General features: G+C 72.1%; 18 protein-coding genes and 1 riboswitch. Of the genes, 8 read left to right on the top strand and 10 right to left on the bottom strand.

The features are described 5' to 3' along the window. On the bottom strand, positions 1–372 hold a 372-nt coding region (locus tag ACFPIH_RS27250; protein ID WP_417801376.1), incomplete at its 3' end, for a cell division protein PerM. Between ACFPIH_RS27250 and ACFPIH_RS27245 the strand changes: the two genes are divergently transcribed. After that, the gene (locus ACFPIH_RS27245) at positions 289–1,398 is read left to right on the top strand and encodes an RNA polymerase sigma factor (RefSeq protein WP_417801377.1); all 1,110 of its coding nucleotides are present in this window, start codon (positions 289–291) and stop codon (positions 1,396–1,398) included. The two genes, ACFPIH_RS27250 and ACFPIH_RS27245, sit on opposite strands and share 84 nt — an antisense overlap. Before the next feature lie 86 nt (positions 1,399–1,484). On the opposite strand, the gene sucD is transcribed toward ACFPIH_RS27245, so the two are convergent. The 6 genes from sucD to ACFPIH_RS27215 all read right to left on the bottom strand — a co-directional run bounded on the left by sucD (position 1,485) and on the right by ACFPIH_RS27215 (position 8,735). Then, positions 1,485–2,369: a succinate--CoA ligase subunit alpha gene (gene sucD / locus ACFPIH_RS27240; protein WP_381176702.1), complete on the bottom strand. Its 885-nt coding sequence runs from the start codon at positions 2,367–2,369 to the stop codon at positions 1,485–1,487. A gap of 21 nt (positions 2,370–2,390) precedes the next feature. After that, positions 2,391–3,569 (bottom strand): ADP-forming succinate--CoA ligase subunit beta, encoded by a 1,179-nt coding sequence (sucC, locus tag ACFPIH_RS27235; protein WP_381176699.1) that lies wholly within the window; start codon positions 3,567–3,569, stop codon positions 2,391–2,393. A 246-nt stretch (positions 3,570–3,815) separates the two neighbouring features. After that, the gene (locus ACFPIH_RS27230) at positions 3,816–5,003 is read right to left on the bottom strand and encodes a vWA domain-containing protein (RefSeq protein ID WP_381176696.1); all 1,188 of its coding nucleotides are present in this window, start codon (positions 5,001–5,003) and stop codon (positions 3,816–3,818) included. Further along, positions 5,000–7,411, bottom strand: a complete 2,412-nt coding sequence (locus ACFPIH_RS27225; RefSeq protein WP_381176740.1) for a DUF5682 family protein — start codon at positions 7,409–7,411, stop codon at positions 5,000–5,002. Before ACFPIH_RS27225 ends, ACFPIH_RS27230 begins: the two co-directional genes overlap by 4 nt. Before the next feature lie 5 nt (positions 7,412–7,416). Beyond that, positions 7,417–7,545 carry a hypothetical protein gene (locus ACFPIH_RS27220; protein ID WP_381176693.1) on the bottom strand — a complete coding sequence of 43 codons (129 nt, stop codon included), beginning with the start codon at positions 7,543–7,545 and terminating at the stop codon, positions 7,417–7,419. Positions 7,546–7,604: 59 nt separating this feature from the next. Beyond that, entirely contained in the window at positions 7,605–8,735 is a 1,131-nt protein-coding gene (locus ACFPIH_RS27215; protein WP_381176690.1) for an ATP-binding protein, read from the bottom strand. Between the two features lie 156 nt (positions 8,736–8,891). Between ACFPIH_RS27215 and ACFPIH_RS27210 the strand changes: the two genes are divergently transcribed. Beyond that, a complete protein-coding gene (locus ACFPIH_RS27210) occupies positions 8,892–10,280 on the top strand; it encodes an SWIM zinc finger family protein (protein ID WP_381176687.1) in 1,389 nt (462 codons plus the stop codon). A 65-nt stretch (positions 10,281–10,345) separates the two neighbouring features. After that, positions 10,346–11,938, top strand: coding sequence for a DUF5691 domain-containing protein (locus ACFPIH_RS27205; protein WP_381176684.1), 1,593 nt, complete (start codon positions 10,346–10,348; stop codon positions 11,936–11,938). 620 nt (positions 11,939–12,558) lie between these two features. On the opposite strand, the gene ACFPIH_RS27200 is transcribed toward ACFPIH_RS27205, so the two are convergent. Continuing rightward, positions 12,559–12,975: a cobalamin B12-binding domain-containing protein gene (locus tag ACFPIH_RS27200; protein ID WP_381176681.1), complete on the bottom strand. Its 417-nt coding sequence runs from the start codon at positions 12,973–12,975 to the stop codon at positions 12,559–12,561. A gap of 277 nt (positions 12,976–13,252) precedes the next feature. Here ACFPIH_RS27200 and ACFPIH_RS27195 point away from each other — a divergent pair, with 277 nt between their 5' ends. Together ACFPIH_RS27195 and ACFPIH_RS27190 are read left to right on the top strand one after the other, a co-directional pair. Beyond that, positions 13,253–14,200, top strand: a complete 948-nt coding sequence (locus ACFPIH_RS27195; protein WP_381176678.1) for an esterase/lipase family protein — start codon at positions 13,253–13,255, stop codon at positions 14,198–14,200. A 265-nt stretch (positions 14,201–14,465) separates the two neighbouring features. After that, a complete protein-coding gene (locus ACFPIH_RS27190; protein WP_381176675.1) occupies positions 14,466–15,986 on the top strand; it encodes a M23 family metallopeptidase in 1,521 nt (506 codons plus the stop codon). A 45-nt stretch (positions 15,987–16,031) separates the two neighbouring features. Here ACFPIH_RS27190 and pcrA read toward each other — a convergent pair whose 3' ends face one another. After that, entirely contained in the window at positions 16,032–18,575 is a 2,544-nt protein-coding gene (gene pcrA / locus ACFPIH_RS27185; RefSeq protein WP_381176672.1) for a DNA helicase PcrA, read from the bottom strand. A 231-nt stretch (positions 18,576–18,806) separates the two neighbouring features. Next, positions 18,807–18,971: riboswitch (cyclic di-AMP (ydaO/yuaA leader) on the top strand. A gap of 8 nt (positions 18,972–18,979) precedes the next feature. Here pcrA and ACFPIH_RS27180 point away from each other — a divergent pair. Next, positions 18,980–20,143, top strand: a complete 1,164-nt coding sequence (locus ACFPIH_RS27180) for a C40 family peptidase (RefSeq protein WP_381176669.1) — start codon at positions 18,980–18,982, stop codon at positions 20,141–20,143. Between the two features lie 105 nt (positions 20,144–20,248). Then, positions 20,249–21,241 (top strand): tellurite resistance/C4-dicarboxylate transporter family protein, encoded by a 993-nt coding sequence (locus ACFPIH_RS27175; protein WP_381176666.1) that lies wholly within the window; start codon positions 20,249–20,251, stop codon positions 21,239–21,241. On the opposite strand, the gene ACFPIH_RS27170 is transcribed toward ACFPIH_RS27175, so the two are convergent. After that, positions 21,219–21,572, bottom strand: coding sequence for a hypothetical protein (locus tag ACFPIH_RS27170; protein ID WP_381176663.1), 354 nt, complete (start codon positions 21,570–21,572; stop codon positions 21,219–21,221). The genes ACFPIH_RS27175 and ACFPIH_RS27170 overlap by 23 nt on opposite strands. Positions 21,573–22,072: 500 nt before the next feature. On the opposite strand from ACFPIH_RS27170, the gene ACFPIH_RS27165 reads away from it, so the two are divergent. Continuing rightward, the gene (locus ACFPIH_RS27165; RefSeq protein ID WP_381176661.1) at positions 22,073–23,155 is read left to right on the top strand and encodes a C40 family peptidase; all 1,083 of its coding nucleotides are present in this window, start codon (positions 22,073–22,075) and stop codon (positions 23,153–23,155) included. Positions 23,156–23,164 lie beyond the last annotated feature (9 nt).

The following is a 23,164-nucleotide window of genomic DNA, read 5'->3' as shown; positions in this document are numbered from 1 at the left end:
GAGATACCCGGCCACCACCCCCACCCAAGCGACCCCCGCGCCGACCAGCGCAACCTCCCGGTCCTCGCCTCCCCCGTCCAGATCCCCGCTCCCGTCCCCGCCGCCGTCCACCGCGTCGCGCGCCGCACGGTGGACCAGCCACACCGGCAGCAGGAGCAACAGCAACGGCGTGACACCGACCGGCGCGGGCACCCCGGACAGCGTGTCGGTGCGTACGAGTTCGGCTCCATGGGCCAACAGCCACAGCGCGGCGGCGACATGCAGCGCCCCGCCCGGCCCGCTGTCGGGATACGGCGAGCTGATCCACAGCACCATCACCAGCGCCGCGAACGAACCGAGCCCCAACCCGGCCGCCAGCGCGCCCCCCAGCACACTTGCCCCGAGCCCGCTCGAACGGTCGCGCAGCCGCGCGCTCATCTGGGTCACGCCCGCCATGGTCCCAACGACACGCGCTTTCCCGTCGTAACGGGCGAACCCCCGCCGTGTCGCTCAATATACGCTTATGTTCTTTTCCGTACGGCGGAGTGTCCGAGGGGGTGTCAGATGAGGCCGGAAACAGAGCACGCGCGCGTACCGAACGAACCCCTGCGCTCCACCACCACCCTGACGCCCGCTCAGGCCTTCGACGCCCTCTACGCCTTCTGCACCCCCGCCCTCGTACGCCAGGCCTACCTCCTCTGCGGCCGGCGCGAACTCGCCCGCGAGTCGGTCGAACAGGCCTTCCAGCTCGCCTGGCAGCGCTGGCCCGAGGTGGCGGTCGACCGTGACCCGGCGAGCTGGGTACGGGCGGCGGCGTACGAGTACGCGCTCTCCCCGTGGCACCGGTTCCGCCCGCGCTACCGGCACCCCGAACCGCCGCCCGCCGGCGCCGCCGACCGCGCCCTGCTCGCCGTACTCCTCACGCTCCCACCGCCCCACCGCCGCACGCTCCTGCTCTACGACGGTGTCGGCCTCGATCTGCCGGAGACGGCGGCGGAGACGGAGGCGAGCACACCGGCCGCCGCACACCGTCTCCTGCACGCGCGCGAGGAGATCGCCGCGCTCCTGCCCGACCTCGCGGACCCCGCCACGCTGCACCGCCGCCTGGCCGAACTGGGCTCCGCCGAACGCCTGCGCGCACCCCGCCCCTCGACCGTACGGGCGAGCAGCGAACGCCGGGCCCGCTACTGGACCCGCGCGGCCATCGCCTTCACGGTCGCCCTCATCAGCGCCACGGCCCTCACCCTCCACACGGCCCCCGCCCAGTACACCGCCCCGATCCCTCCAGGCGAAACAGTCCAGGGAGTCCCCCCGAAACCGGCCCCGGGCCCCCTGACCCCCAAGGAACGCACCCTGAGGAAAAAACTCAAATCCACCCCACCATCCGGCCCCGAACGCCTGACCCCGGACACCCGCTAGCCCCCCGCCCAACTGCGGGCAGGCGAAACGCCGGTAGGCCCGCCCCCACCCCGGGGAACGGGCCTACCGGCGTTCAGTGAGATACCTCAGCCGGCCAGAATCTCCCGCGCCAGCTTCGCCGTCTCGGTGGGCGTCTTGCCCACCTTCACCCCCGCGGCCTCAAGGGCTTCCTTCTTCGCCGCAGCCGTACCGGAAGACCCGGACACGATCGCACCGGCGTGGCCCATCGTCTTGCCCTCGGGCGCGGTGAACCCGGCGACGTACCCGACGACCGGCTTCTTCACGTTCTCCTTGATGAACGCGGCCGCCCGCTCCTCCGCGTCGCCACCGATCTCACCGATCATCACGATCAGGTCGGTGTCGGGGTCGGCCTCGAACGCGGCGAGCGCGTCGATGTGGGTGGTGCCGATGACGGGGTCGCCACCGATGCCCACCGCCGACGAGAAGCCGATGTCCCGCAGCTCGTACATCATCTGGTACGTCAGCGTGCCGGACTTCGACACCAGACCGATACGGCCCGGCTTGGTGATGTCGCCCGGGATGATGCCGGCGTTCGACTGACCGGGGGTGATCAGACCCGGGCAGTTCGGACCGATGATCCGGGTCTTGTTGCCCTTGGACACGGCGTACGCGTAGAACGCGGCCGAGTCGTGGACGGCGATGCCCTCGGTGATGACGACCGCGAGCGGGATCTCGGCGTCGATCGCCTCGACGACGGCGGACTTCGCGAAGGCCGGCGGCACGAAGAGGACGGACACGTTCGCGCCCGTCTTCTCGATCGCCTCGGCGACCGTGCCGAAGACCGGGATCTCGCTGCCGTCGACGTCGACGGACGTGCCCGCCTTACGCGGGTTCACGCCACCGACGATGTTGGTGCCGTCGGCGAGCATGAGCTTGGTGTGCTTCATGCCCGTGGAGCCGGTCATGCCCTGGACGATGACCTTGGAGTCCTTGCTGAGGAAGATAGCCATGGCTGTCTGAGTCCCTCTTCCTTACTTCGCAGCCGCGAGCTCGGCGGCCTTGTCGGCCGCGCCGTCCATGGTGTCCACGCGCTGCACCAGCGGGTGGTTGGCGTCGGAGAGGATCTTGCGACCCAGTTCGGCGTTGTTGCCGTCCAGCCGGACGACCAGCGGCTTGGTGACTTCCTCGCCCTTGGACTTGAGAAGCTCCAGCGCCTGGACGATGCCGTTGGCGACCTCGTCGCACGCGGTGATGCCGCCGAAGACGTTGACGAAGACGGACTTGACGTCCGGGTCGCCCAGGATGATCTCCAGGCCGTTCGCCATGACCTGCGCGGAGGCACCGCCGCCGATGTCGAGGAAGTTGGCGGGCTTCACGCCACCGTGCGCCTCACCGGCGTACGCGACGACGTCCAGGGTGCTCATGACGAGACCCGCGCCGTTGCCGATGATGCCGACCTCGCCGTCGAGCTTGACGTAGTTGAGGTTCTTCTCCTTGGCGGCGGCCTCGAGCGGGTTGGCCGCGTCCTTGTCCTGGAGGGCCTCGTGCCCCGGCTGGCGGAACTCGGCGTTCTCGTCCAGGGAGACCTTGCCGTCCAGGGCGATGACGTCACCGGAGGCGACCTTGGCCAGCGGGTTGACCTCGACGAGGAGCGCGTCCTCTTCGATGAAGGTCTTCCACAGGGTGACCAGGACGTTCACGACCTTGTCGGCGACCTCGGCCGGGAAGTTCGCGGCCTCGACGATCTCGCGGGCCTTCTCGGGGGTCACACCCTCGTTGGCGTCGATCGGCGTCTTGGCGACGGCCTCGGGGCGGGTCTCCGCCACCTCCTCGATCTCCATGCCGCCCTCGACGGACGCGATGGAGAGGAAGGTGCGGTTGGCACGGTCGAGGAGGAAGGAGACGTAGTACTCCTCCAGGATCTCCGGAGCCGTCTCGGCGATCATCACCTTGTGGACCGTGTGGCCCTTGATGTCCATGCCGAGGATGTCCGTCGCGCGGGCGACGGCCTCGTCCGGGGTGGCGGCGAGCTTCACGCCACCGGCCTTGCCACGGCCGCCGACCTTCACCTGGGCCTTGACGACGGACTTGCCACCAAGACGCTCGGTGGCTGCGCGAGCCGCCTCAGGCGTGTCGATGACTTCACCGGCCAGCACCGGTACATCGTGCTTGGCGAAGAGGTCCCTCGCCTGGTACTCGAACAGGTCCACGCGCTTCCGTCCCTATCAGTGATCTCGCGGTTCGTTGGATGCGTGGGCGTGCCGCGAAGGGCAACGTGACGTCCGCTAGTCACAGGGGAGGCGCACACGGTGTCCGAGCGCGCGGCATGTCCGTCTCGCAGGTTATCGCTGCTTGCAGGAGGCCCCTAAATCGAGGGTCACACCTGAGCGGTGATACCTGTCACATGATGCCGCCCTCACTGGCACGGCGTGCCGCGTGTGAGCCGTCGGCCCTGGTCATACGCCCCGTCCGTCGGTGTCCGGTACGGGAAGCGGGCGTTTCTCGATCGCCGCCGCCATCACCTCCGGGAACAGCTCGGGCGTGCAGGCGAAGGCCGGTATGCCGAGGGCCGCGAGCGCCGCCGCGTGGTCACGGTCGTAGGCCGGTGTCCCCTCGTCCGAGAGGGCGAGCAGCGCCACGAACCGCACCCCTGACGCCTTCATCGACGCGACCCGCTTCAGCATCTCGTCGCGTATCCCGCCCTCGTACAGATCGCTGATGAGCACGACGACCGTCTCGGCCGGCCTCGTGATCCGCTCCTGGCAGTACGCGAGCGCCCGGTTGATGTCCGTACCGCCGCCGAGCTGGGTGCCGAAGAGGACGTCGACGGGGTCGTCCAGCTGGTCGGTGAGGTCGACGACGGCCGTGTCGAAGACGACCAGCCGAGTGGTGATCGACCTCATCGACGCCAGCACCGCACCGAACACCGACGCGTACACCACCGACGCCGCCATCGAGCCGGACTGGTCGACGCAGAGGACGACCTCCTTCTTCACCGACTGCGACGCCCGCCCGTACCCCACCAGCCGCTCCGGTACGACCGTCCCGTGCTCGGGCAGGTAGTGCTTGAGGTTGGCGGCGATCGTGCGGTTCCAGTCGATGTCGCGGTGGCGCGGGCGGTGGACGCGGGCGCTGCGGTCGAGGGCGCCGGTGAGGGTGGCCCGGGTGCGGGTGGCGAGCCGCTTCTCCAGGTCCTCGACGACCTTGCGCACCACCGCCCGTGCCGTCTCCCGCACCGTGTCCGGCATCGCCTTGCTGAGGGAGAGCAGGGTGCCGACGAGGTGCACGTCCGCCTCGACCGCCTCCAGCATCTCCGGCTCCAGCAGCAGCGCGGACAGTCCCAGCCGGTCGATGGCGTCGCGCTGCATCACCTGGACGACGGAGGTGGGGAAGTACGTCCGGATGTCGCCGAGCCAGCGCGCCACGGACGGCGCCGACGCCCCGAGCCCCGCCCCACGGTCCCGCCCCGTCGCCGGGCGGTCCTGGCGGGCCTGGCGGTCCCCCTTGCCGTAGAGCGCGGCGAGCGCACCGTCCATCGCGGCGTCCCGCCCGGACAGCCCGCACCCGGTGCCGTCGGCCGAGTCCCCGCCCAGCACAAGCCGCCACCGCCGCAACCGCTCCCGCGCGATCTCTGTCTCTGTCATGCGCCGCCCACCCCCACCAGGCCGTGGCCCGTCTCTCTGTCTTCCTTCTCTTCTTTCTCCTCTTGCCGCGTCCCGAGCAGCAGCCGCACCACCGGCAGCACGGCGTCCGCCCGGCCCGCGTCCAGCGCAGCCGCGAAGCCCCGTATCCCCGCGCCCGCTGCCACCGCGCTTTTCCGCCCGTCTCTGCGGACCAGTTCGCCCAGCGTCCTGCGCACCCCCGGCTCGTATGCCGAGAACGTCCGCCGCAGCAGTGGCAGCACGTCCGTGAACGCCTCCGCCGGCACCCCTGTGAGCCACCCGTCGACCAGCCCGAGCAGCTGCTCGTCGTGCACGAGCAGCAGCCCGCCCCCGGACCCTCCGACGAACCCCTCTATCCACGAGGCCGCCTCCCCCGGCGCCGTACCGGGCGACAGCGCGAGCCCCATGAGCCGCGCCACCTCGTCCCGCTCCACCTCCCCGCCGTCCAGCAGCAACCGCACCACCCGCCCCCGCACCACCCCGGCCGCCCGCTCCCTTCCGGCCAGCCCCCGCAACACATCCCACCAGCGCGCCTGGAGTCCGCCGCCGGCCGGTGTCTCCTCCAGCAGCCCCACCGCCCCGTGCACCCCGTCCACATGGCGCCGCATGTCGCGTGCCGCGTCCTCGTTGAGGGCGGTGCAGGCCGGGGGCAGGCCGACGAAGACCCGCTCGGCGAGGCCCACGGCGACCTCCGCCAGGGCGGTGGTGCCGGTACCGCGCACGTCGCCGTAGCGCAGGGAGCGGACCAGCGCGGGCAGGGCCTCCGCGAGGCGGCCGACGTCCGTGTCGAGGGCGGCCCGGTCGGCGAGGATCCGCATCACCGTGGGCAGCGCGTCCGGCAGGCCGGCCAGGAGGCAGCGCTCGGCCAGCGCGGTCACGTCGGCCAGGTCCGGCGCGGCGACCGCGTCGGTCTCGACGCGGGCGGTCGCCGCCGCGAGGACCGTCGTCCCCCACACCCCCGCTTCGGCGACCCGCACGGACAGCTCCGGCTCCCAGCGCAGCCGCCATGTCTCCCGGAACGTGCCCGTGCTGCCGCGCGAGACGACCGGCTCCCCCCACTCCACGCCCAGCAGCCGCAGCCGGTGCAGCAGCCGGCTGCGCCCGGCGTCGGTCTCCTTGCGCAGGTCGAGCTCCAACTCCCGCTCCGCCGCCTCCGGTTTGAGCCGGAGCCGACGCCGCTCCCGGTCGAGATCCCGCTGCAACGGCACCGCCGGCGCCCCCGCCGGCACCTCCCCCAGTGCGTCCCCGACCACCAGCCGGTCCCGCACCAGCGCCAGCGGCACGTCCGACCCCTCGCACATCACGGCCCGCACCGCGTCGGTCGTCTCGCCCAGTCCGGCCAGCGGACGCCCCCGCAGCGCGGCCAGTGTCTCGGCGAGCCGGACCGCCTCGATGACATGCGCCGGGGAGACGATCCGGTCCTCCCCGCGCAGCAGCCCCGCCACCTTGGTCAGCCACCGCTCGACCGGCCGGTCCGGCACGCCGAACAGATGCGCGTACCAGCCCGGCGAGTCGATCCCCGCCCCGTATCCCCCGTCCCTGGCCAGCCGCCGGTACGTCCACGGCACCCATGTCAGGTCCACCTTGACCTTGGCCAGCCCCTTCAGCAGCGCCCGGTCGTCCGCGACGGCGGCCTTCCGGCGCAGGGCGGGAACATGCCACGCGCCGCACACCACGGCCACGCCGTCGTCCCCGAACTCCCTCTGCGCCGCCCGCACTTGGAGCCGCATATAGGCCTCCCGCACAAGATCCCGGGCATCCCCCTCAGCGCCGCCCCCGCCGACGCCGCCCCCCTCCGTGCCGTCCGTCTCGGTGCTTTCCGTCTCGGTGCTTTCTGTCTCCCGCAGCGCGCCCATGGCCTCCTCCAGGGCGTCGAAGGGCGCGAACGGGTCCCCCTTCCCCGCTCCCCGGTGCTCGACGACGTCCTCCCACCAGCGCTCGGCGTCGTCATACCCGGCGGCCCCGGCGAGCGTGCCCAGCGGATCCGCCCGCAGCTCCCCGCCGGGCACGCCGCCCTCCTCCCCCTCTCCCCCGTCCTTCTCCCACGCCAGCGTGTGCGTGGCCGGCAGATCGACGAAGCGGGCGGGCACACCGTGCGCCAGGGCCCAGCGCAGCGCGACCCACTCCGGGGAGAACTCGGCGAACGGCCAGAAGGCCGCCCGGCCGGGTTCGTCGACGGCGTGGGCGAGCAGCGCGACCGGCGGTCGCATGTCCGCGTCGCCGGCCAGCGGAATCAGCGCGTCGGCCTCGGGCGGTCCCTCGATCAGTACAACCCGCGGGCGGGCGGCGTCCAGCGCCGCCCGCACCGCCCGTGCCGACCCCGGCCCGTGGTGCCGCACCCCGAGCAGGCGCGGCCACCTCGTGTCGTCGTCCCGGCCGGTCTCCCGCATGCCCGTTACGGCCACCGCGTGTCCTTGTCGTCCCGGCCGATCTCCCGCATGCCCGTCATCACGTCCCCCATGGCTGCCTTCCCCCTCGTCATGTTCCTTGTGTTCACGTCCTTCGTCATGGCGTCCCCCGTCATCGTGTGTCCCCTCCTTTCGGTGTCGTGTCTCTGCTGTTCGTCTGTCGCCGTTCATGCGCTCACGCGCTCACTTCTCTGCAGGCCCGGTAGAAGTCGGTCCAGCCGTCGCGCTCGCGGACCACCGCCTCCAGGTACTCGTGCCAGACGACCCGGTCGGCGGCCGGATCGCGGACGACAGCGCCGAGGATTCCGGCGGCGATGTCGCCCGGCCTGAGCACTCCGTCGCCGAAGTGCGCGGCCAGCGCAAGCCCGCCCGTGACGACGGAGATGGCTTCGGCCGTCGACAACGTGCCTGTTGGTGATTTCACTTTGGTTCGGCCGTCGGAAGTGACCCCGTCACGCAGTTCGCGGAAGACGGTCACCACGCGGCGGATCTCGTCGATACCGTCGGGTGCGGTCGGCAGATCGAGGGAGCGCCCGATCTGGCCCACGCGCCGTGCGACGATGTCGACCTCGGCCTCGACACTGTCCGGCAGCGGCAGCACCACCGTGTTGAAGCGGCGGCGCAGGGCGCTGGACAGCTCGTTGACCCCGCGGTCGCGGTCGTTGGCCGTGGCAATCAGGTTGAAGCCTCGGACCGCTTGGACTTCCTGTCCCAGCTCCGGTACCGGGAGCGTTTTCTCCGACAGGATCGTGATGAGTGTGTCCTGTACGTCGGCCGGTACGCGAGTCAATTCCTCGACGCGGACGGTCATTCCGTCCGCCATGGCCCGCATGACCGGGCTGGGCACGAGGGCGTCCCGGCTCGGTCCGTGAGTGAGCAGCTCCGCGTAGTTCCAGCCGTAGCGGATCGCCTCCTCCGGGGTGCCGGCCGTGCCCTGCACGAGCAGCGTCGAGTCGCCGCTGACCGCCGCGGCCAGGTGTTCGGAGACCCAGGTCTTGGCGGTTCCGGGCACTCCGAGCAGGAGCAGGGCTCGGTCGGTGGCGAGGGTGGTGACGGCGACCTCGACGAGGCGGCGCGGGCCCACGTACTTCGGTGTGATCACCGTGCCGTCCGGCAGGGTGCCGCCGAGCAGATAGGTGGCGACGGCCCATGGCGACAGCTTCCAGCGGGCCGGGCGGGGACGGTCGTCCTGCGCGGCGAGCGCGCCGAGTTCATGCGCGAAGGCGTCCTCCGCGTGCGGGCGCAACGCCTCGTTCGGCGCGTCGCCACTTGGTTGAACGGACCTGGGATCTACGGACACAGACATGGCTGAGGCCCCTCCAGCTTCGGCCGGTTCCGATCTGGTGTCCACACTGCACCACGCCACTGACAACGCGTTCCGACCTGCGGAAACGTCCTCGCGGCAGGTTCGACGGGAGCACGGCGGAGCCGATTGTCAGTGGGAGGATCTACCTTCGATGGCATGACTCAGCAGGGGGTGCGTTGGACAGCGGACCAGGTGCTGGCACTGGCGCCTGACTCCGCGTCACGCAAAGCGGGGAGCAAACTCGGCACGGCCGGCCCGTGGTCCGGGACGGGCTGTTCGCAGAAGGAGCCGAAGGCGCGGGAAGCGCAGGAGGGGCAGGAGGGGGCGGTGTGGGGGGTGTGGGGGGTGTGCAAGGGCAGCGGCGACACGCCGTACCGCACGGTCGTGGACCTCGCGGACCGGCCCGGCGCGCCCGGCCCGGCCTGCAACTGCACCTGTCCGAGCCGGAAGTTCCCGTGCAAGCACGCCCTCGGGCTGCTGCTGCTCTGGTCGGACGGGGAGGCTGCCGTCCCGGCGGGGCAGGTGCCGGACTGGGCGGAGGAGTGGATCGCCGGGCGGCGCGGGCCCGCGCAGGAGGAGCGGGAGGAAAAGGGTCTCGCCGATCCGGAGGCGGCGCGCAGACGGGCGGAGCGCCGTGCCGAGCGGATCACCGCGGGAGTGACGGAGCTCGAGCAGCGGCTGGCCGACCTGCTGCGCTCCGGGCTGGCCACGGCCGAGCAGGCGGGCTACGGGCTGTGGGAGGAGACGGCGGCCCGGATGGTCGACGCCCAGGCCCCCGGACTGGCCGCGCGAGTCCGGGAGTTGGGGGCGCTCCCGGGGTCCGGCCCGGGCTGGCCGGTGCGGCTGCTGGAGGAGTGCGCGCTGCTCCATCTCCTCGACCGGGGCTGGCTGCACCGCGAGGGGCTCCCGCAGAACCTCGCGGCAACGGTCCGCACCCGTGTCGGGCTGCCCGCCGCACCGACCGGACCTCCGGTGCGCGACCACTGGCTGATTCTCGCCCAGTACGACCTGACGGACCCGAAGCTGACGACCCGCCGCATCTGGCTCCACGGCACCGCCTCGGGCCGCACGGCGGTCGTCCTCTCCTACGGCGCCGCCGGCCGCGCCCCCGAACTCGCCCTGCCGGTCGGTCTGGCGCTGGACGCGGAGCTGTCCGCCTACCCGGGCGCAGGGCGGCAACGGGCGGCGCTGGGCGAGCAGTTCGCCCCGCCCGCGCCGACCACGGCCCGCCCGCCGGGCCTGACGACCACCGAGGCTCTCGCCCGCTACGGCGAGGCCCTGCGCGAAGACCCCTGGCAGGACTCGGTCCCGGTGACGCTGGACGACGTCGTACCGGCCCGCGACGGCGACTCCTGGCAACTGGCGGACGCCGAGGGCGACACGGCGCTGCCGCTCACCCCGGCCGCGACCGCCCGCCCCGGCCTGTGGCGCCTGGTCGCCCTCTCGGGCGGCGCCCCCGTCAAGGTCTTCGGCGAGTGCGGCCACCGGGGTTTCACCCCACTGACGGCCTGGCCCACCGACACGGGAGAGGCAGTACACCTTTGAACGGAACACACGGAACCCACGGAACAGAGGGAACACGCGGAACAGACGGAACAGAGGGAGTCCGGATGAGCGCGCCCACCCCCTCCTGGGACGACCTGGTCACCGTCGCCCTCCTCGGCACGGACCGCCGTACGCCCCCGGGAGCCGTACCCGGCCGGGAGGCGCCGGCCGCCCTGCTCGACGCGGCAGCCGCGGAGACCGTGCGGCGGCGGGCCGGTCTGCGGCCGGGCCGGGCGGCACCCCGGCCCGACCCCGCCCCCGTCGACCCTCGCCCGGCCCTGCCCGCCCCCGCCGCCCGCAGGCTCACGCTGCTGCTCGCCGACCGCCCCGGCGCCGGGGGAGGCCGCCGCGGCACCACCCCCGACCTCATGGAGCTGCTGCCCCAGTGGCTCGCGGCTGCCAACGCGCGTGGCTTCGCGCCACCGCCCGAGTCCCTGCCCGCCCTGCTCGACGCGGCACGCGGGCGTACGGACCTGCGCCCGGCCGCGCTGGCGTTCGCGGGCCCACGGGCCCTGTGGCTGGCCCGGCTGAACCCGGACTGGCGGTTCGCCCTGCGCGCGGCACCGGGCGGGGACGCCTCGCTGCCGGGCCCGGAGGAACCGGATCGTGTGGCGGCGCTCTGGCGCGAGGGACTGTTCGCCGAGCGGGTCGCCCTGCTGGCCTCGCTGCGGGCCCGTGACCCCGGGGCCGCGCGTGAGCTGCTCGTGTCGTCCTGGCCGACGGAGCGTGCCGAGGACCGTCTGATGTTCCTCGACTCGCTGCGCACCGGCCTCGGCGCGCGCGACGAGCCGTTCCTGGAACAGGCGTTGGCCGACCGCAGCCGCAACGTGCGGGCGACGGCGGCGGAGTTGCTGTCCGCGCTGCCGGAGTCGGCGCTCGCCGCGCGGATGGCGGCCCGGGCCGCAGCGTGCGTGGCGCTGGACCACACGGGTGACACGCCGACGCTGGTCGTGGAGGCGCCGCATGAGTGCGATCCGGCCATGGAGCGCGACGGCGTGACCCCCAAGGCACCGGCCGGCCGGGGCGAACGGTCCTGGTGGTTCGGGCAGTTGGTGGAGGCGGCCCCGCTCACCGTGTGGCGGCGTCGACTGGGCGGCCGTACGCCGGAGGAGATCGTCGCGCTCCCGGTGGCCGACGACTGGCTGGACGAACTGCACGCGGCGTGGTGCCGGGCCGCCGTACGGCAGCGGGACGCCGTCTGGTCCCGGGCGCTGCTCGGGCGGCCCTCGGCGCCCGGGGCGGGCGGCCCCGGCGCGGTCTCCCTCGCCGAGCGGGCGAAGCTGCTGGGCAACCTGCCGGTGGGCGCACGGGCCGAGTGGGTGGCCGGATTCATCGCGGTGCACGGTCTGTCGGAGGCGTTCCAACTGCTCGGCGTGTGCGCGGTGCCCTGGGCCGCGCCGCTCGGCCGGGCCGTGCTCGACGCGCTGAACATCGCCCGGGACGCGGGGAGTTACCCCTGGAGCTTCAGCGGGGTGATGGGCCTCGCCGAACGCTGTCTGGACCCCGCGGAGGCCTCCCGCCTGGACGCCCTGCTCGCCGCCCCCGACGAACCGGAAGACGCCGCACCGGGCGCCGGAGGCTACTGGGCAGAGGCCTTCCAACGCCTGGGCACAACACTCCGGCTGCGAGCGGTAATGACCCAGGAACTGGGTCCGTGAGCCGGAGCACCCGAGCCGGGCGCGCCCTGTGGACACCCGAGCCGGCGCACCTGAGCCGCGGCCCGAGCAGAGCCGGAGCCCCGAGCCGGGGTCCTGAGCTGAAACCCCGAGCCGGGGCCGAGAGGCCCGAGACGGCCGGCACGGTGGCGAGCACGATCATCCAGCGCCACCCCGAGCGGGCACCGCGAGCCGGAGCCTTTGGCCGCAGCCCTGAGCCCAAGCCCTGAGCGGGGGCCCGAGCCCGAGCCGGAGCCCTGAGCCGAACGGGGCTCAGCAGCCCGCCGCCGAGCCCTGTGAGGCGAGGGTTAGGCATCCGGCGCACGGCCTGCCCGAGGCACGGCGGAGGCTGCCGCCCTGAGCCCTGAGCCCAAGCCCCGAGCTCGGGGACCCCGAGCCCCGATCCCTCAGCCTGCACCCCCAGCCCGAGCCCCGAACGGGACCCCTCAGCCGACACCCCGAACCCGAGCCCCGAACGGGACCCCTCAGCCCGGGATCCCGAGCCTGAGTCCCAGCCACGAACGGGCGCCCTGAACCGCAGCGCCCAGCCGGGGGCCCTGGGCCTTGGGCAAGGGGCCGCCCCGGGTGGGCCCCGCGCTCGGGGCGGCCCCGCGGGCCTTGGGTTAGGCCTCCGTCGGCTGGCCGACGTTCTCCCGTACCCACTGCACGATCGAGGCCGTGGTCGCCCCGGGTGTGAAGATCTCGGCGACGCCCTTCTTCTTCAGCGGCGCGATGTCCGCCTCGGGGATGATCCCGCCGCCGAAGACGAGGATGTCCGCCGCGTCGCGCTCGTCGAGGAGGTCGATCACGGCGGCGAAGAGCGTGTTGTGGGCCCCGGACAGGATGGAGAGCCCGATCGCGTCGGCGTCCTCCTGGATCGCGGTGCCGACGATCTGCTCCGGGGTCTGGTGGAGACCGGTGTAGATGACCTCCATACCGGCGTCACGCAGCGCCCGTGCGATCACCTTGGCCCCGCGGTCGTGGCCGTCGAGCCCGGGTTTGGCGACCACCACACGGATCGGACCGGATGCCACACCCATCACTTCCTCTCGATTCCTCCCGAGGTGAACGAACGTTGTCTACAGGATCCTGCAAACTGCAGTTTCGTGACGTGGGCCGACGGGGCATTCTGACCTTGGGACAAGAACGGGAGCCGCACAGAGGTCGCCGTACCGCCGCGTCGCAGGCCGCGCGCCGCGGCGGTACGGCGCATCGGCGCCGGCACGAAGGGCGTACGGGCCGATCTCCTCGGCCGCGGGTTCCACGAGGGCATACGGGGGACAGAGGCGTCCCTCGTGTGCCGACAGGAGGTCGGCCATGCAGGTCACCAGGGTGCTGGAGTCCTTTCGCCCGTTGTGTCAGCGTCTGTTTCCCGCCATGCCGAGCCTGCCAAGCTTTCCCGCCCTGCCAAGCCTCCCAAGCCTTCCGGCCGGGCTGGCCGGGCTCTCCACGGCCCTGCTGAAGGCCACCGTCCTGGATCTCGCGATCCTGGCCGGCCACCTCCTGCTGTACCCCTCCGGCATCGCCCAGGAGCGCCGGCCCGCGCTTCCGGCGGCCGACGGCACCGGCGTTCCGGCAGCGCTGCCGACGCAGGCCCCGCCCCCGGTGGTCCTCCTGCACGGCTTCATCGACAACCGTTCCGTCTTCGTGCTGCTGCGCCGCAATCTCGCCCAGCACGGCAGGCACCGCGTGGAGTCGCTCAACTACTCACCGCTGACCTGCGACATCCGCACCGCGGCCGAACTGCTGGGCCGGCACATCGAGGAGATCTGCGCGCGCACCGGCAGCAGCCGGGTCGACGTGGTCGGACACAGCCTCGGTGGCCTGATCGCCCGCTACTACGCACAGCGACTGGGCGGCGACCTCCGGATCCGCACCCTGGTCACACTCGGCACCCCGCACTCCGGCACCCGGGTGGCGCCGCTGGCGAACGCGCACCCCGTCGTGCGCCAGATGCGCCCCGGTTCGGAGGTGATCGAGGAGCTGTCCCGGCCCGCCCCCGGCTGCCGTACGCACTTCGTGAGCTTCTGGAGCGACCTCGACCACCTGATGGACCCGCTGGAGACCGCCTCCATCGACCATCCCGACCTGCTGGTACAGAACGTCCGGGTGACCGGTATCGGACATCTCGCCCTGCCCGTGCACCCGGCGGTCGCGACGGGCATCCGGCAGGCCCTCGACGCACCGGAGACGGCCACCTCGCGCACCTCGGCCACCTCGGCCACCTCGGCCACCCCGCGCACCGGCGGACTGACGGTGGCCTGACGGTGGCCCGACCCGCCACAGGGGCCCACCACGGCCCCACGGCCCCCTCACCGCTCGAACGCTCTTCGAACATAGGGCCAAACCCGCGCCCGCCGTCCCCCGAAACACGGCCGAATGCCCGTTTCCTTCGAGCACGAAACCTGCGGAAGATTGTCGTGCCCTCGTACTGCCGGGTACAGTCGCCGCACTGCTCTGGCAGCCCTTGTTGTCGAGGCGAGTCGAGGCGAGAGAGAAGTTGGCGAACGACCGTCACCCGTCGGGGACCATGACCACCCCGACTCCGGCTTCCGACGCCGACCCCGCGCCCTACGGCGCGTACGGCACCCAGGAAGCCCAGCACGACGGCTTCGCCTCTTTCCACGGCTACGACACCGGCGCCCACGGCACCGGCCACTTCGCGGCCGACCCCCTCTTCGGCAGCCTCCCCGGTGACGGCACGGACCCCACCGGCGGGTACGACAGCGGCCAGTGGGCGGTCGGCGGCCACCCGACGACGGTGGACGCGAGCGGGCATCAGGTCCTCGACACGGGCAGCCACCAGACCCTGAACTACGACCCGTACGCGGCCCAGCACCACGCCGTCTACGACTCGGGCGCCTACGACACGACCGGCTGGCTCGGCCACCAGCACCATCTGTCGGCCGTTCCGCAGCAGGGCGGCGCGCCCGAAAGCAGCGGTCAGTGGGACGCGAGCACCTGGCTGCAGCCCGACCAGTCCGGCGGTCCGGCCGAGCAGACCCAGCACTGGGAATGGGGCACGCAGGCCTTCGACACCGGTGCCTACGACGCCACCCAGTGGAACTCCGACGGCGGCGAGACCGGCACGGTCGCCTCCGACGAGTACGAGCAGCAGTCGGCCGAGGTTCCCTTCGACCAGCAGGCCACCACCACCTTCGAGACCGTCGGATACGACGAATCCGCCCCGGACGGCGGCGAGTTGGCCGCAACCGGCGAGCTGCCCGTCGTATCCGAGCAGCAACTCCTCGACGGTCAGGAGGAGTCCGCTTCGGCGCCCCCCTCCCGGGTGGCGGCCCGCGCCGCGAACCGTTCCCGCCGCCGGCCGCCCGCGAAGCGCTCCGCGCTGCTGACCGTGGCCGTGCCCTCGGCGTGCGTGATGGGCGTGGCGGGCATCGCCGCCGCCTCCGTCGGTACGCTGACCAGCGGCGACGGCGACAAGGACACCACGGCGTCCGCCTCGGACGCGCAGGCGGTGAAGCCGTCCGCCGCCAACAACAAGCTGGACGCCCAGCTCGAGACGCTCTCCGCCGAGGCCGACGACTTCGCCGACCGGGCCAGCCGGACGCAGGAGCGCATCGACCTGAAGGCGCAGCAGGCGGCCGAGAAGAAGCGGGCGGCTGCGGAGGCGGCCCGCAAGGAGCGACTGCGCCCGAAGTACGCGCTGCCGGTCGCCCAGCGCGGGCTCAGCGCCTACTTCGGCCAGGCCGGCATCAACTGGATGTCCCAGCACACCGGCATCGACTTCCCCGTCTCCTACGGCACGACGGTGATGGCCGCCACCGACGGCACCGTACGGACGCAGTGGAACAGCGCCTACGGCAACATGCTGATAGTGACGGCGATGGACGGCACGGAGACCTGGTACTGCCACCTCTCCACCTACCGTGTCGCCTCCGGTACGACCGTGAAGGCCGGCGACCCGATCGCGTACTCCGGCAACTCCGGCAACTCCACCGGTCCGCACCTGCACTTCGAGGTCCGGCCGGCCGGGGGCTCGGCGATAGACCCGCTGCCGTGGCTGCGCAGCCACGGCCTCGACCCGACGTAACCCCGGCAGCCGGCCCCCGCTGTCGCAGCGGGGCCCCACTTGTGTCTAGAGCTTCTCCACCGGCGCGTACCGCAGCAGCAGCCGCTTCGGCTTGGCGTCGCCGAAGTCGACGGTCGCCTCCGCGTTCCCGCCCGTGCCCTTCACTCCGACGACCGTGCCGAGCCCGAACTGGTCGTGGGTGACACGGTCGCCGACGGCCAGCGCGACCACCGGCTTCTCCGCCGCGCCCCGGCGTGTGGCGAAGCCGGAGGCGCCGGCGGCCGAGGAGCGTGAGCGGGACGAAGCCAGCGAGGCGGTGACCCCGGAGACCGGGCCGGAGGACACGGGCGCGGTGGCCCCCGTCCGCTTCCAGTCCACATGCGTGGCCGGAATCTCCTCCAGGAACCGCGAGGGCGGGTTGTACGACGGCTGCCCCCACGCGCTGCGCATCGCGGACCGGGTGAGGTAGAGCCGCTCACGCGCGCGTGTGATGCCGACGTAGGCCAGGCGGCGCTCCTCCTCCAGCTCCTTGGCCTGGCCGAGGGCGCGCATGTGCGGGAAGACGCCGTCCTCCATGCCGGTGAGGAAGACCACCGGGAACTCCAGGCCCTTGGCGGTGTGCAGGGTCATCAGGGTGATGACGCCGGCGCCTTCGTCGTCGTCGGGGATCTGGTCGGAGTCGGCGACGAGCGCGACCCGCTCCAGGAACGCGGCGAGCCCTGCCGGTGTCTCGCCCTCCCCGGTCTCCTGCTCGAACTCCAGGGCCACGGCGGCGAGTTCCTGGAGGTTCTCGATCCGGGTCTCGTCCTGCGGGTCGGTGGAGGCCTGCAACTCGGCGAGGTAGCCGGTGCGTTCGAGCACGGCCTCCAGGACGGTGGCCGGTCCGGCGCCGGACTCGACGATCGTGCGGAGTTCCTCCATCAGCACATTGAACCGCTTCACGGCGTTCGTCGACCGCGCGGCCATGCCGTATGCCTCGTCGACGCGCTTCAGCGCCTGCGGGAAGCTGATCTTCTCCCGCTGGGAGAGGGCGTCGATCATCGCCTCGGCGCGCTCGCCGATACCTCGCTTGGGCACGTTGAGGATGCGGCGCAGCGGGACCGAGTCCTCCGGGTTGGCGAGGACACGGAGGTAGGCCAGGACGTCCCGGACCTCCTTGCGCTCGTAGAAGCGGACGCCGCCGACGACCTTGTAGGGCAGGCCGACACGGATGAAGATCTCTTCGAAGACACGGGACTGGGCGTTGGTGCGGTAGAAGACGGCGACATCACCCGCCTTCGCGTCGCCCGCGTCCGTCAGACGGTCTATCTCCTCGGCGACGAACTGCGCCTCGTCGTGCTCGGTGTCGGCGACGTAGCCGGTGATGCGCGCGCCCGCGCCCGCGTTGGTCCACAGGTTCTTGGGGCGGCGGGACTCGTTGCGCTCGATGACCGCGTTGGCGGCGGTGAGGATCGTCTGCGTGGAGCGGTAGTTCTGCTCGAGCAGGATCGTCGTCGCGTCCGGGTAGTCCTCCTCGAACTGGAGGATGTTGCGGATCGTCGCGCCCCGGAAGGCGTAGATCGACTGGTCGGCGTCACCGACGACGCAGAGCTCGGCGGGCTGGAGGTCGGACTCGCTGGGCGGTACGTCCACCGGGTGCTCGGCGGTGCCGACCAGCTCGCGCACGAGGGCGTACTGGGCGTGGTTGGTGTCCTGGTACTCGTCGACCAGGACGTGCCGGAAGCGGCGGCGGTAGTGCTCGGCGACGTCCGGGAAGGCGCGCAGCAGGTTGACCGTCGTCATGATCAGGTCGTCGAAGTCGAGCGCGTTTGCCTCGCGAAGACGCGACTGGTACATGGCGTAGGCCTGGGCGAGGGTCTTCTCGAAGCCGTCGGTGGCCTGGGCGGCGAAGTCCTCCTCGTCGATCAGCTCGTTCTTCAGGTTGCTGATCTTGGCGCTGAAGGACTTGGGCGGGAAGCGCTTGGGGTCGAGGTCCAGGTCGCGGCAGACCAGGGCCATCAGGCGCTTGGAGTCGGCGGCGTCGTAGATCGAGAAGGAGGAGGTGAAGCCGAGTTTCTTCGACTCGCGCCGCAGGATGCGTACGCACGAGCTGTGGAAGGTCATCACCCACATCGCGTTGGCGCGCGGGCCGACGAGCTGTTCGACGCGCTCCTTCATCTCGCCCGCGGCCTTGTTGGTGAAGGTGATCGCGAGGATCTGGCCCGGGTGGACGCTCCGCTCGGCGAGCAGGTGGGCGATGCGGTGGGTGAGCACACGGGTCTTGCCGGAGCCGGCCCCGGCGACGATGAGCAGGGGGGTGCCGGCGTGCGTGACGGCCGCGCGCTGGTTGTCGTTCAGCCCCTCCAGGAGCGCTGCCGCGTCGATCACCGGGCGCGGGGCGCCGTCGCGGTAGTAGGCGTCCCGGGGGTGAGCGCCCTGGTTCTGGGCACCCTGGCCGTGGGTGTCCCGGCCGCGGGCGTCCCGGTCCGGGGGCATGTCGAACTTCCCGCCGAACAGATCGTCCGGAAGCGGCTCCGGAGTGTGATCGCCCTCGGGCGGCGGGGGTTCCTCCTCGTGGCCGGCGGGGGCCTGGAGGTTCGCCAGGAAGCTGTCGTCAAAGAGGCTGCTCATCGCTCTCCGAGTCTAGGGTGCCCCACTGACAACGCGTCGCCGTCCCCCGGACATCGCCGCCCTCACCTTCCGGCACGGCGCTATCACAGCAGGTGATCCCACGTGCGGGCTTCGCTCAAGGTCACGAAAATGTATCGGGCATATCGCCCATCAACCTTCACAGGAGCCACACGAGTTGGCTACCGTGCCGAGCAGGCCACACGGATCCCCACCGGCGAACCTCGCCGGGCCGCACGGCCTCCGCCGAATCCGGTGCGCCCCCTGAGCGGCGGCCGGAGCCGGGGACCCACCGAAACTCTGGGGTGAATCGGCCCGACTCCCCTGCGGGACACGGCCGTAGGGCGCCCATCCGCCCGAACCCGACAGCTAACCCGGTAGGCGGACGATGGAAGGAGTCGCCAGTCTTGGCGTCGCAGCACCGCAAGCCGCGTTTCCCGGGCACGCGCGTGGCGGGCATACGCACGCCCGCCCTCGCCACCGCCGCCCTCACCTCCGTGGCCCTGCTCTCCCAGTCGGCGAACGCCGCGCCCGCCGACGACGGCAACCCGAGCCTGGAGGAGGTGGAGAAGAAGGTCGACGATTTCTACCGCCAGGCGGAGTCGGCGACCGAGAAGTACAACGCCGCCAGCGAGAAGACGACCAAACAGCGCAAGCAGGTCGACGGCCTGCTCGACGACGTCGCCCGGCGCACTCAGAAGCTCAACGAGGCGCGCGAGGAACTGGGTTCCTACGCCGCCGCCCAGTACCGCACCGGCGCCTCCGCTCCCGACACGTCGACCTTCGTGCTCGCGGACTCCCCGCAGGACTACTTCGACCAGACCCAGCTGATGGGCCGGCTGACCGAACGCCAGAAGGACGCGGTCGACGACTTCGTCACCGAGCAGTCGGCGACGATGAAAAAGCGCCAGGAGGCCACCGCGAGCCTCGAGTCGCTCAATGACACGCAGAGCGAGCTGAAGACCGCCAAGGCGACCGTCCAGAAGAAGCTCAGCGACGCGCGCGAGCTGCTGTCGCAGCTGACGGCCCAGGAGAAGGCGCGGCTCGCGGCGATCGAGAAGCAGAAGCAGGAGGAGGCCGCGCGCAAGGCGGCGGAACTGGCGCAGCAGCAGGCTGCCGCGGAGCGGGAGAGCGCCGCCGCGTCGTCGGACACGTCTTCCTCGTCGTCCACGTCCTCGTCGTCCTCGTCGTCCTCCAGTGACTCCTCGTACGGCACCAAGGCCGAGAAGGCGCTCGCTTTCGCCCGCGCGCAGATCGGCAAGCCGTACGTCTGGGGCGCCACCGGGCCCGACTCCTACGACTGCTCCGGCCTCACCCAGGCCGCCTGGAAGGCCGCGGGCGTCTCCCTGCCGCGCACGACCTACGACCAGGTGAACGCCGGCACCACCGTCTCCCTCTCCGACGCCCGCCCCGGCGACCTGGTCTTCTTCTACGACGACGTCAGCCACGTCGGCGTCTACATCGGCAACGGGATGATGATCCACGCGCCGAAGCCCGGCGCCTACGTCCGCGAGGAGTCGATCTACTACGACGGCGAGTCGGGCATCCACAGCGTGGTGCGACCGGCCTGAGCACGCGCCTACGGCGCCCCCGTCTGTCCTGCGCCCGCGCGTATTTCGTCGCTCCCGCGCGCGTGCCCTCCCGCAAGCCGTGCCGTGCTCCTTAGCATCGGCATCATGTCCGGCTCCCCCTCCTCCCTGCGCGCCTGGTGGGCGCGGCGTCCGCCGGTGGCCGGGGCCGCCGTACTGGCGACCGGCGTCCTGTCCGTCGGGCTGCGGCTCACGGGTTACGAGGTGCTGTCGCGCGTGACGCTGGCGCTGGCCGGCGTCGGCTGGGTGGCGCTGGGCGTGGAGTTCGTCGTACGGCTCGTGCGGGAGCGCGCGCGGTGGCGCGCCGAGGCGGGCACGCCGGGGGCGCTCACGGCGGTGGCCGCTACGGCCGTGCTGGGGACGGCCGCGTCGGCCCTGGGGTGGCAGACCCTGGCGGCGGTGCTGCTGGCCCTGGCGGCCGTGCTGTGGCCGGTGCTGATGGTGCCCGTCATGCGGCACTGGGAGCGGCGGATGCCCGGGGCCGTGTTCCTGTGCTGCGTGGCCACACAGAGCCTCGCGGTGCTGGGGGCGAGCCTCGCCGAGGCCGAGTCGGTGGCCTGGCCGGCCCGCGCCGCGCTGGTGCTGTTCTGGCTGGGGCTGGTGCTCTACGGGCTGATGCTGATCCGGTTCGACTGGCGGCAGATCGTCGTGGGCGCCGGGGACCAGTGGGTGGCGGGCGGCGCGCTCGCCGTCTCGGCGCTCGCGGGCGCGAAGCTCCTCTCGGCCGACACCGGGAGCCTGTACCTGTGGAACGACGACGACCGGGGCGTCCTGCGCACGGTGACCGTGGCGCTGCTGGTGCTCGACCTGTGCTGGTACGCCGTGCTGCTCTTCGCCGAGGTGCGATGGCCGCGCCCGCGCTACGACGTACGGCGGTGGGCGACGGTGTTCCCGATGGGGATGACGGCCGCGGGGCTGACGGCCGTGGCCACCGCCGTCGACGCCCCTGGGCTGAAGGGGCCGGGGCAGGTGCTGCTGTGGGTCGCGGCGGCCGCCTGGCTGGCCGTCGCGGCGGGCGCGGTGGCCGAGGCGTCGCGAGTGACGAGATCGTCGAGATCTACGTCCAGAGGACGGCGATGAAGATGTTGGCCACCGTCAGCAGGCCGACCAGGCCGAACAGGGGTTTCTCCACCTTCTCGTCGTCCCGTTTCACATAGACCAGGCCGAGGATCACGATCAGCAGGGCCAGCTTCACGCCGATCTTGATGTTGTTGACGTGCTGGTCGTCCGCCTGGTTGAGGCCGACCAGGATCACGCCGGTGACGAGCATCGTCGCCGCACCGTGCAGCATCGCGGGCACGAAGCGGGCCGTGCCCTGGCCCATCGCCTTCATCTGCGTGAGGAAGCCGCCCAGGAGCGCGGCGATGCCGATGATGTGCAGACCGACGAAAAGGTGGATGAGTACGTCCATGAGGCCGGATGCTAATCAGACGGGCACATGCCGCCCGACACCGCCCCTCCGCATGTGCCCCGGCTTGGATATATGTGCCATAGCAGCTCGCCGCGGCCCGATGTCCCCAATCCCCGCATCGGTCAGGGCCCCGCGCGAACCCGACGCACCAGCCCAGGGCACTGGGCGGATGCGGTCGCCCGGCGATCCGATCGTGCCATTTCCGCACATCACGTAACCAACCTCACACAGCCGGGCCTAGCGTCCTTCCCCAGGTGACCGGCTCCCCACCGCCGCCCGGGCCAGGGGCGGCAGTCGGCCACCACCGCCGAGAAAGTCCGGCGGTGGCCTGCTCCCCCTGTGCGGGCCGCCGCCGGACGCGTCAGCCGCTCTCCTCGGTCGCCGTCCGCTCCCCAGCGACGGCCGAGGCGGACCGTCTGACACCCCGTGTGTCCGTCCGACGGCCCTCGTCCGACGGCCGCACGGCCGAGGCGGTCGTACGAAAGGACGTGCAGTCCCACGTGGCAGTGCACCGTAAGTCCCGTCAGCGCCCGCTCGGCGGCAACACCGCTCGCACGGCGTTCACCCTCGCCCTCGCGGGAGCCGCGACCGCGACGGCCTTCGACGGGACCGGACAGGCCGAACCGCAGCTGACGACAGCACAGGTCAACGCCAAGGTGGACAAGCTCTACCAGGAGGCGGAGACGGCCACCGAGAAGTACAACGGCGCGCAGGAGAAGGCCACGGCCGCCGAGCGGACCCTGAGAACACTGCGGGACGAGGCCGCCCGCAAGGAGGAAAAGCTCAACGCCGCCCGGGAGGAACTGGGTTCGATGGCGGCGGCCCAGTACCGCGACGGTGGGCTCGACCCCGCAGTCCAACTGGCGCTCTCCGACCGCCCCGACACCTTCCTCGACAACGCCTCCTTCGCCGAACGCGCCGGCGACCGCCAGTCCGCCGCCGTCACCCGGGTCCGCCGGCAGCTCCGCGAGATCGAGCAGTTGCGCGGCGCGGCGCGCGTCGAACTGTCCTCCCTCAAGACCCGCCAGGCCGAGCTGCAGAAGCACAAGAAGACGATCACCGGCAAGCTGGACACGGCCCGCCGCCTGCTGTCCCGGCTGTCGGCCGCCGACCGGGCCCGGGTCGAGGCGGACCCGACCGCCGGCCGACCCGGCGACCACGCCTCACGCACCACCCCCGGCGCCCGCGAAAGCCTCCGGGCGCCGTCCGGCTCCACTGACACCCCCGCCCCCAACTCCCGCGCCTCAACCGCCGTTTCCTTCGCCTACTCCAAACTCGGCAGCCCCTATGTCTGGGGCGCGACCGGCCCCGACTCCTTCGACTGCTCGGGCCTGATGCTGGCCGCGTACCGCTCCGCCGGGGTCTCCCTGCCCCGCACCACCTACGCCCAGATCGGCGCCGGCCAACGCGTGTCCCGCGCCGAACTCCTCCCCGGAGACCTGGTGTTCTTCTACTCCGGCATCAGCCACGTCGGCCTCTACATCGGCAACGGCCAGATGATCCACGCCCCGAACCCCTCGGCCCCGGTACGCGTGGCCCCGATCGACGAGATGCCCTTCGCGGGGGCGACCCGGGTGGTGTGATCCGTACGA

The sequence above is a fragment of the Streptomyces vulcanius genome, from assembly GCF_042653945.1.
GTDB classification, from domain to species: Bacteria; Actinomycetota; Actinomycetes; order Streptomycetales; family Streptomycetaceae; genus Streptomyces; species Streptomyces mangrovi.
This window is presented reverse-complemented; position numbering and strand designations above follow the sequence as displayed.

Coding starts and splice junctions, on each gene's coding strand:
- sucD (WP_381176702.1), bottom strand. CDS start 2,369: ATGGCTATCTTCCTCAGCAAGGACTCCAAGGTCATCGTCCAGGGCATG.
- ACFPIH_RS27230 (WP_381176696.1), bottom strand. CDS start 5,003: ATGACAGAGACAGAGATCGCGCGGGAGCGGTTGCGGCGGTGGCGGCTT.
- ACFPIH_RS27225 (WP_381176740.1), bottom strand. CDS start 7,411: ATGCGGGAGACCGGCCGGGACGACGACACGAGGTGGCCGCGCCTGCTC.
- ACFPIH_RS27220 (WP_381176693.1), bottom strand. CDS start 7,545: ATGACGGGGGACGCCATGACGAAGGACGTGAACACAAGGAACATGACG.
- ACFPIH_RS27215 (WP_381176690.1), bottom strand. CDS start 8,735: ATGTCTGTGTCCGTAGATCCCAGGTCCGTTCAACCAAGTGGCGACGCG.
- ACFPIH_RS27210 (WP_381176687.1), top strand. CDS start 8,892: ATGACTCAGCAGGGGGTGCGTTGGACAGCGGACCAGGTGCTGGCACTG.
- ACFPIH_RS27205 (WP_381176684.1), top strand. CDS start 10,346: ATGAGCGCGCCCACCCCCTCCTGGGACGACCTGGTCACCGTCGCCCTC.
- ACFPIH_RS27200 (WP_381176681.1), bottom strand. CDS start 12,975: ATGGGTGTGGCATCCGGTCCGATCCGTGTGGTGGTCGCCAAACCCGGG.
- ACFPIH_RS27195 (WP_381176678.1), top strand. CDS start 13,253: ATGCAGGTCACCAGGGTGCTGGAGTCCTTTCGCCCGTTGTGTCAGCGT.
- ACFPIH_RS27190 (WP_381176675.1), top strand. CDS start 14,466: ATGACCACCCCGACTCCGGCTTCCGACGCCGACCCCGCGCCCTACGGC.
- pcrA (WP_381176672.1), bottom strand. CDS start 18,575: ATGAGCAGCCTCTTTGACGACAGCTTCCTGGCGAACCTCCAGGCCCCC.
- ACFPIH_RS27175 (WP_381176666.1), top strand. CDS start 20,249: ATGTCCGGCTCCCCCTCCTCCCTGCGCGCCTGGTGGGCGCGGCGTCCG.
- ACFPIH_RS27170 (WP_381176663.1), bottom strand. CDS start 21,572: ATGGACGTACTCATCCACCTTTTCGTCGGTCTGCACATCATCGGCATC.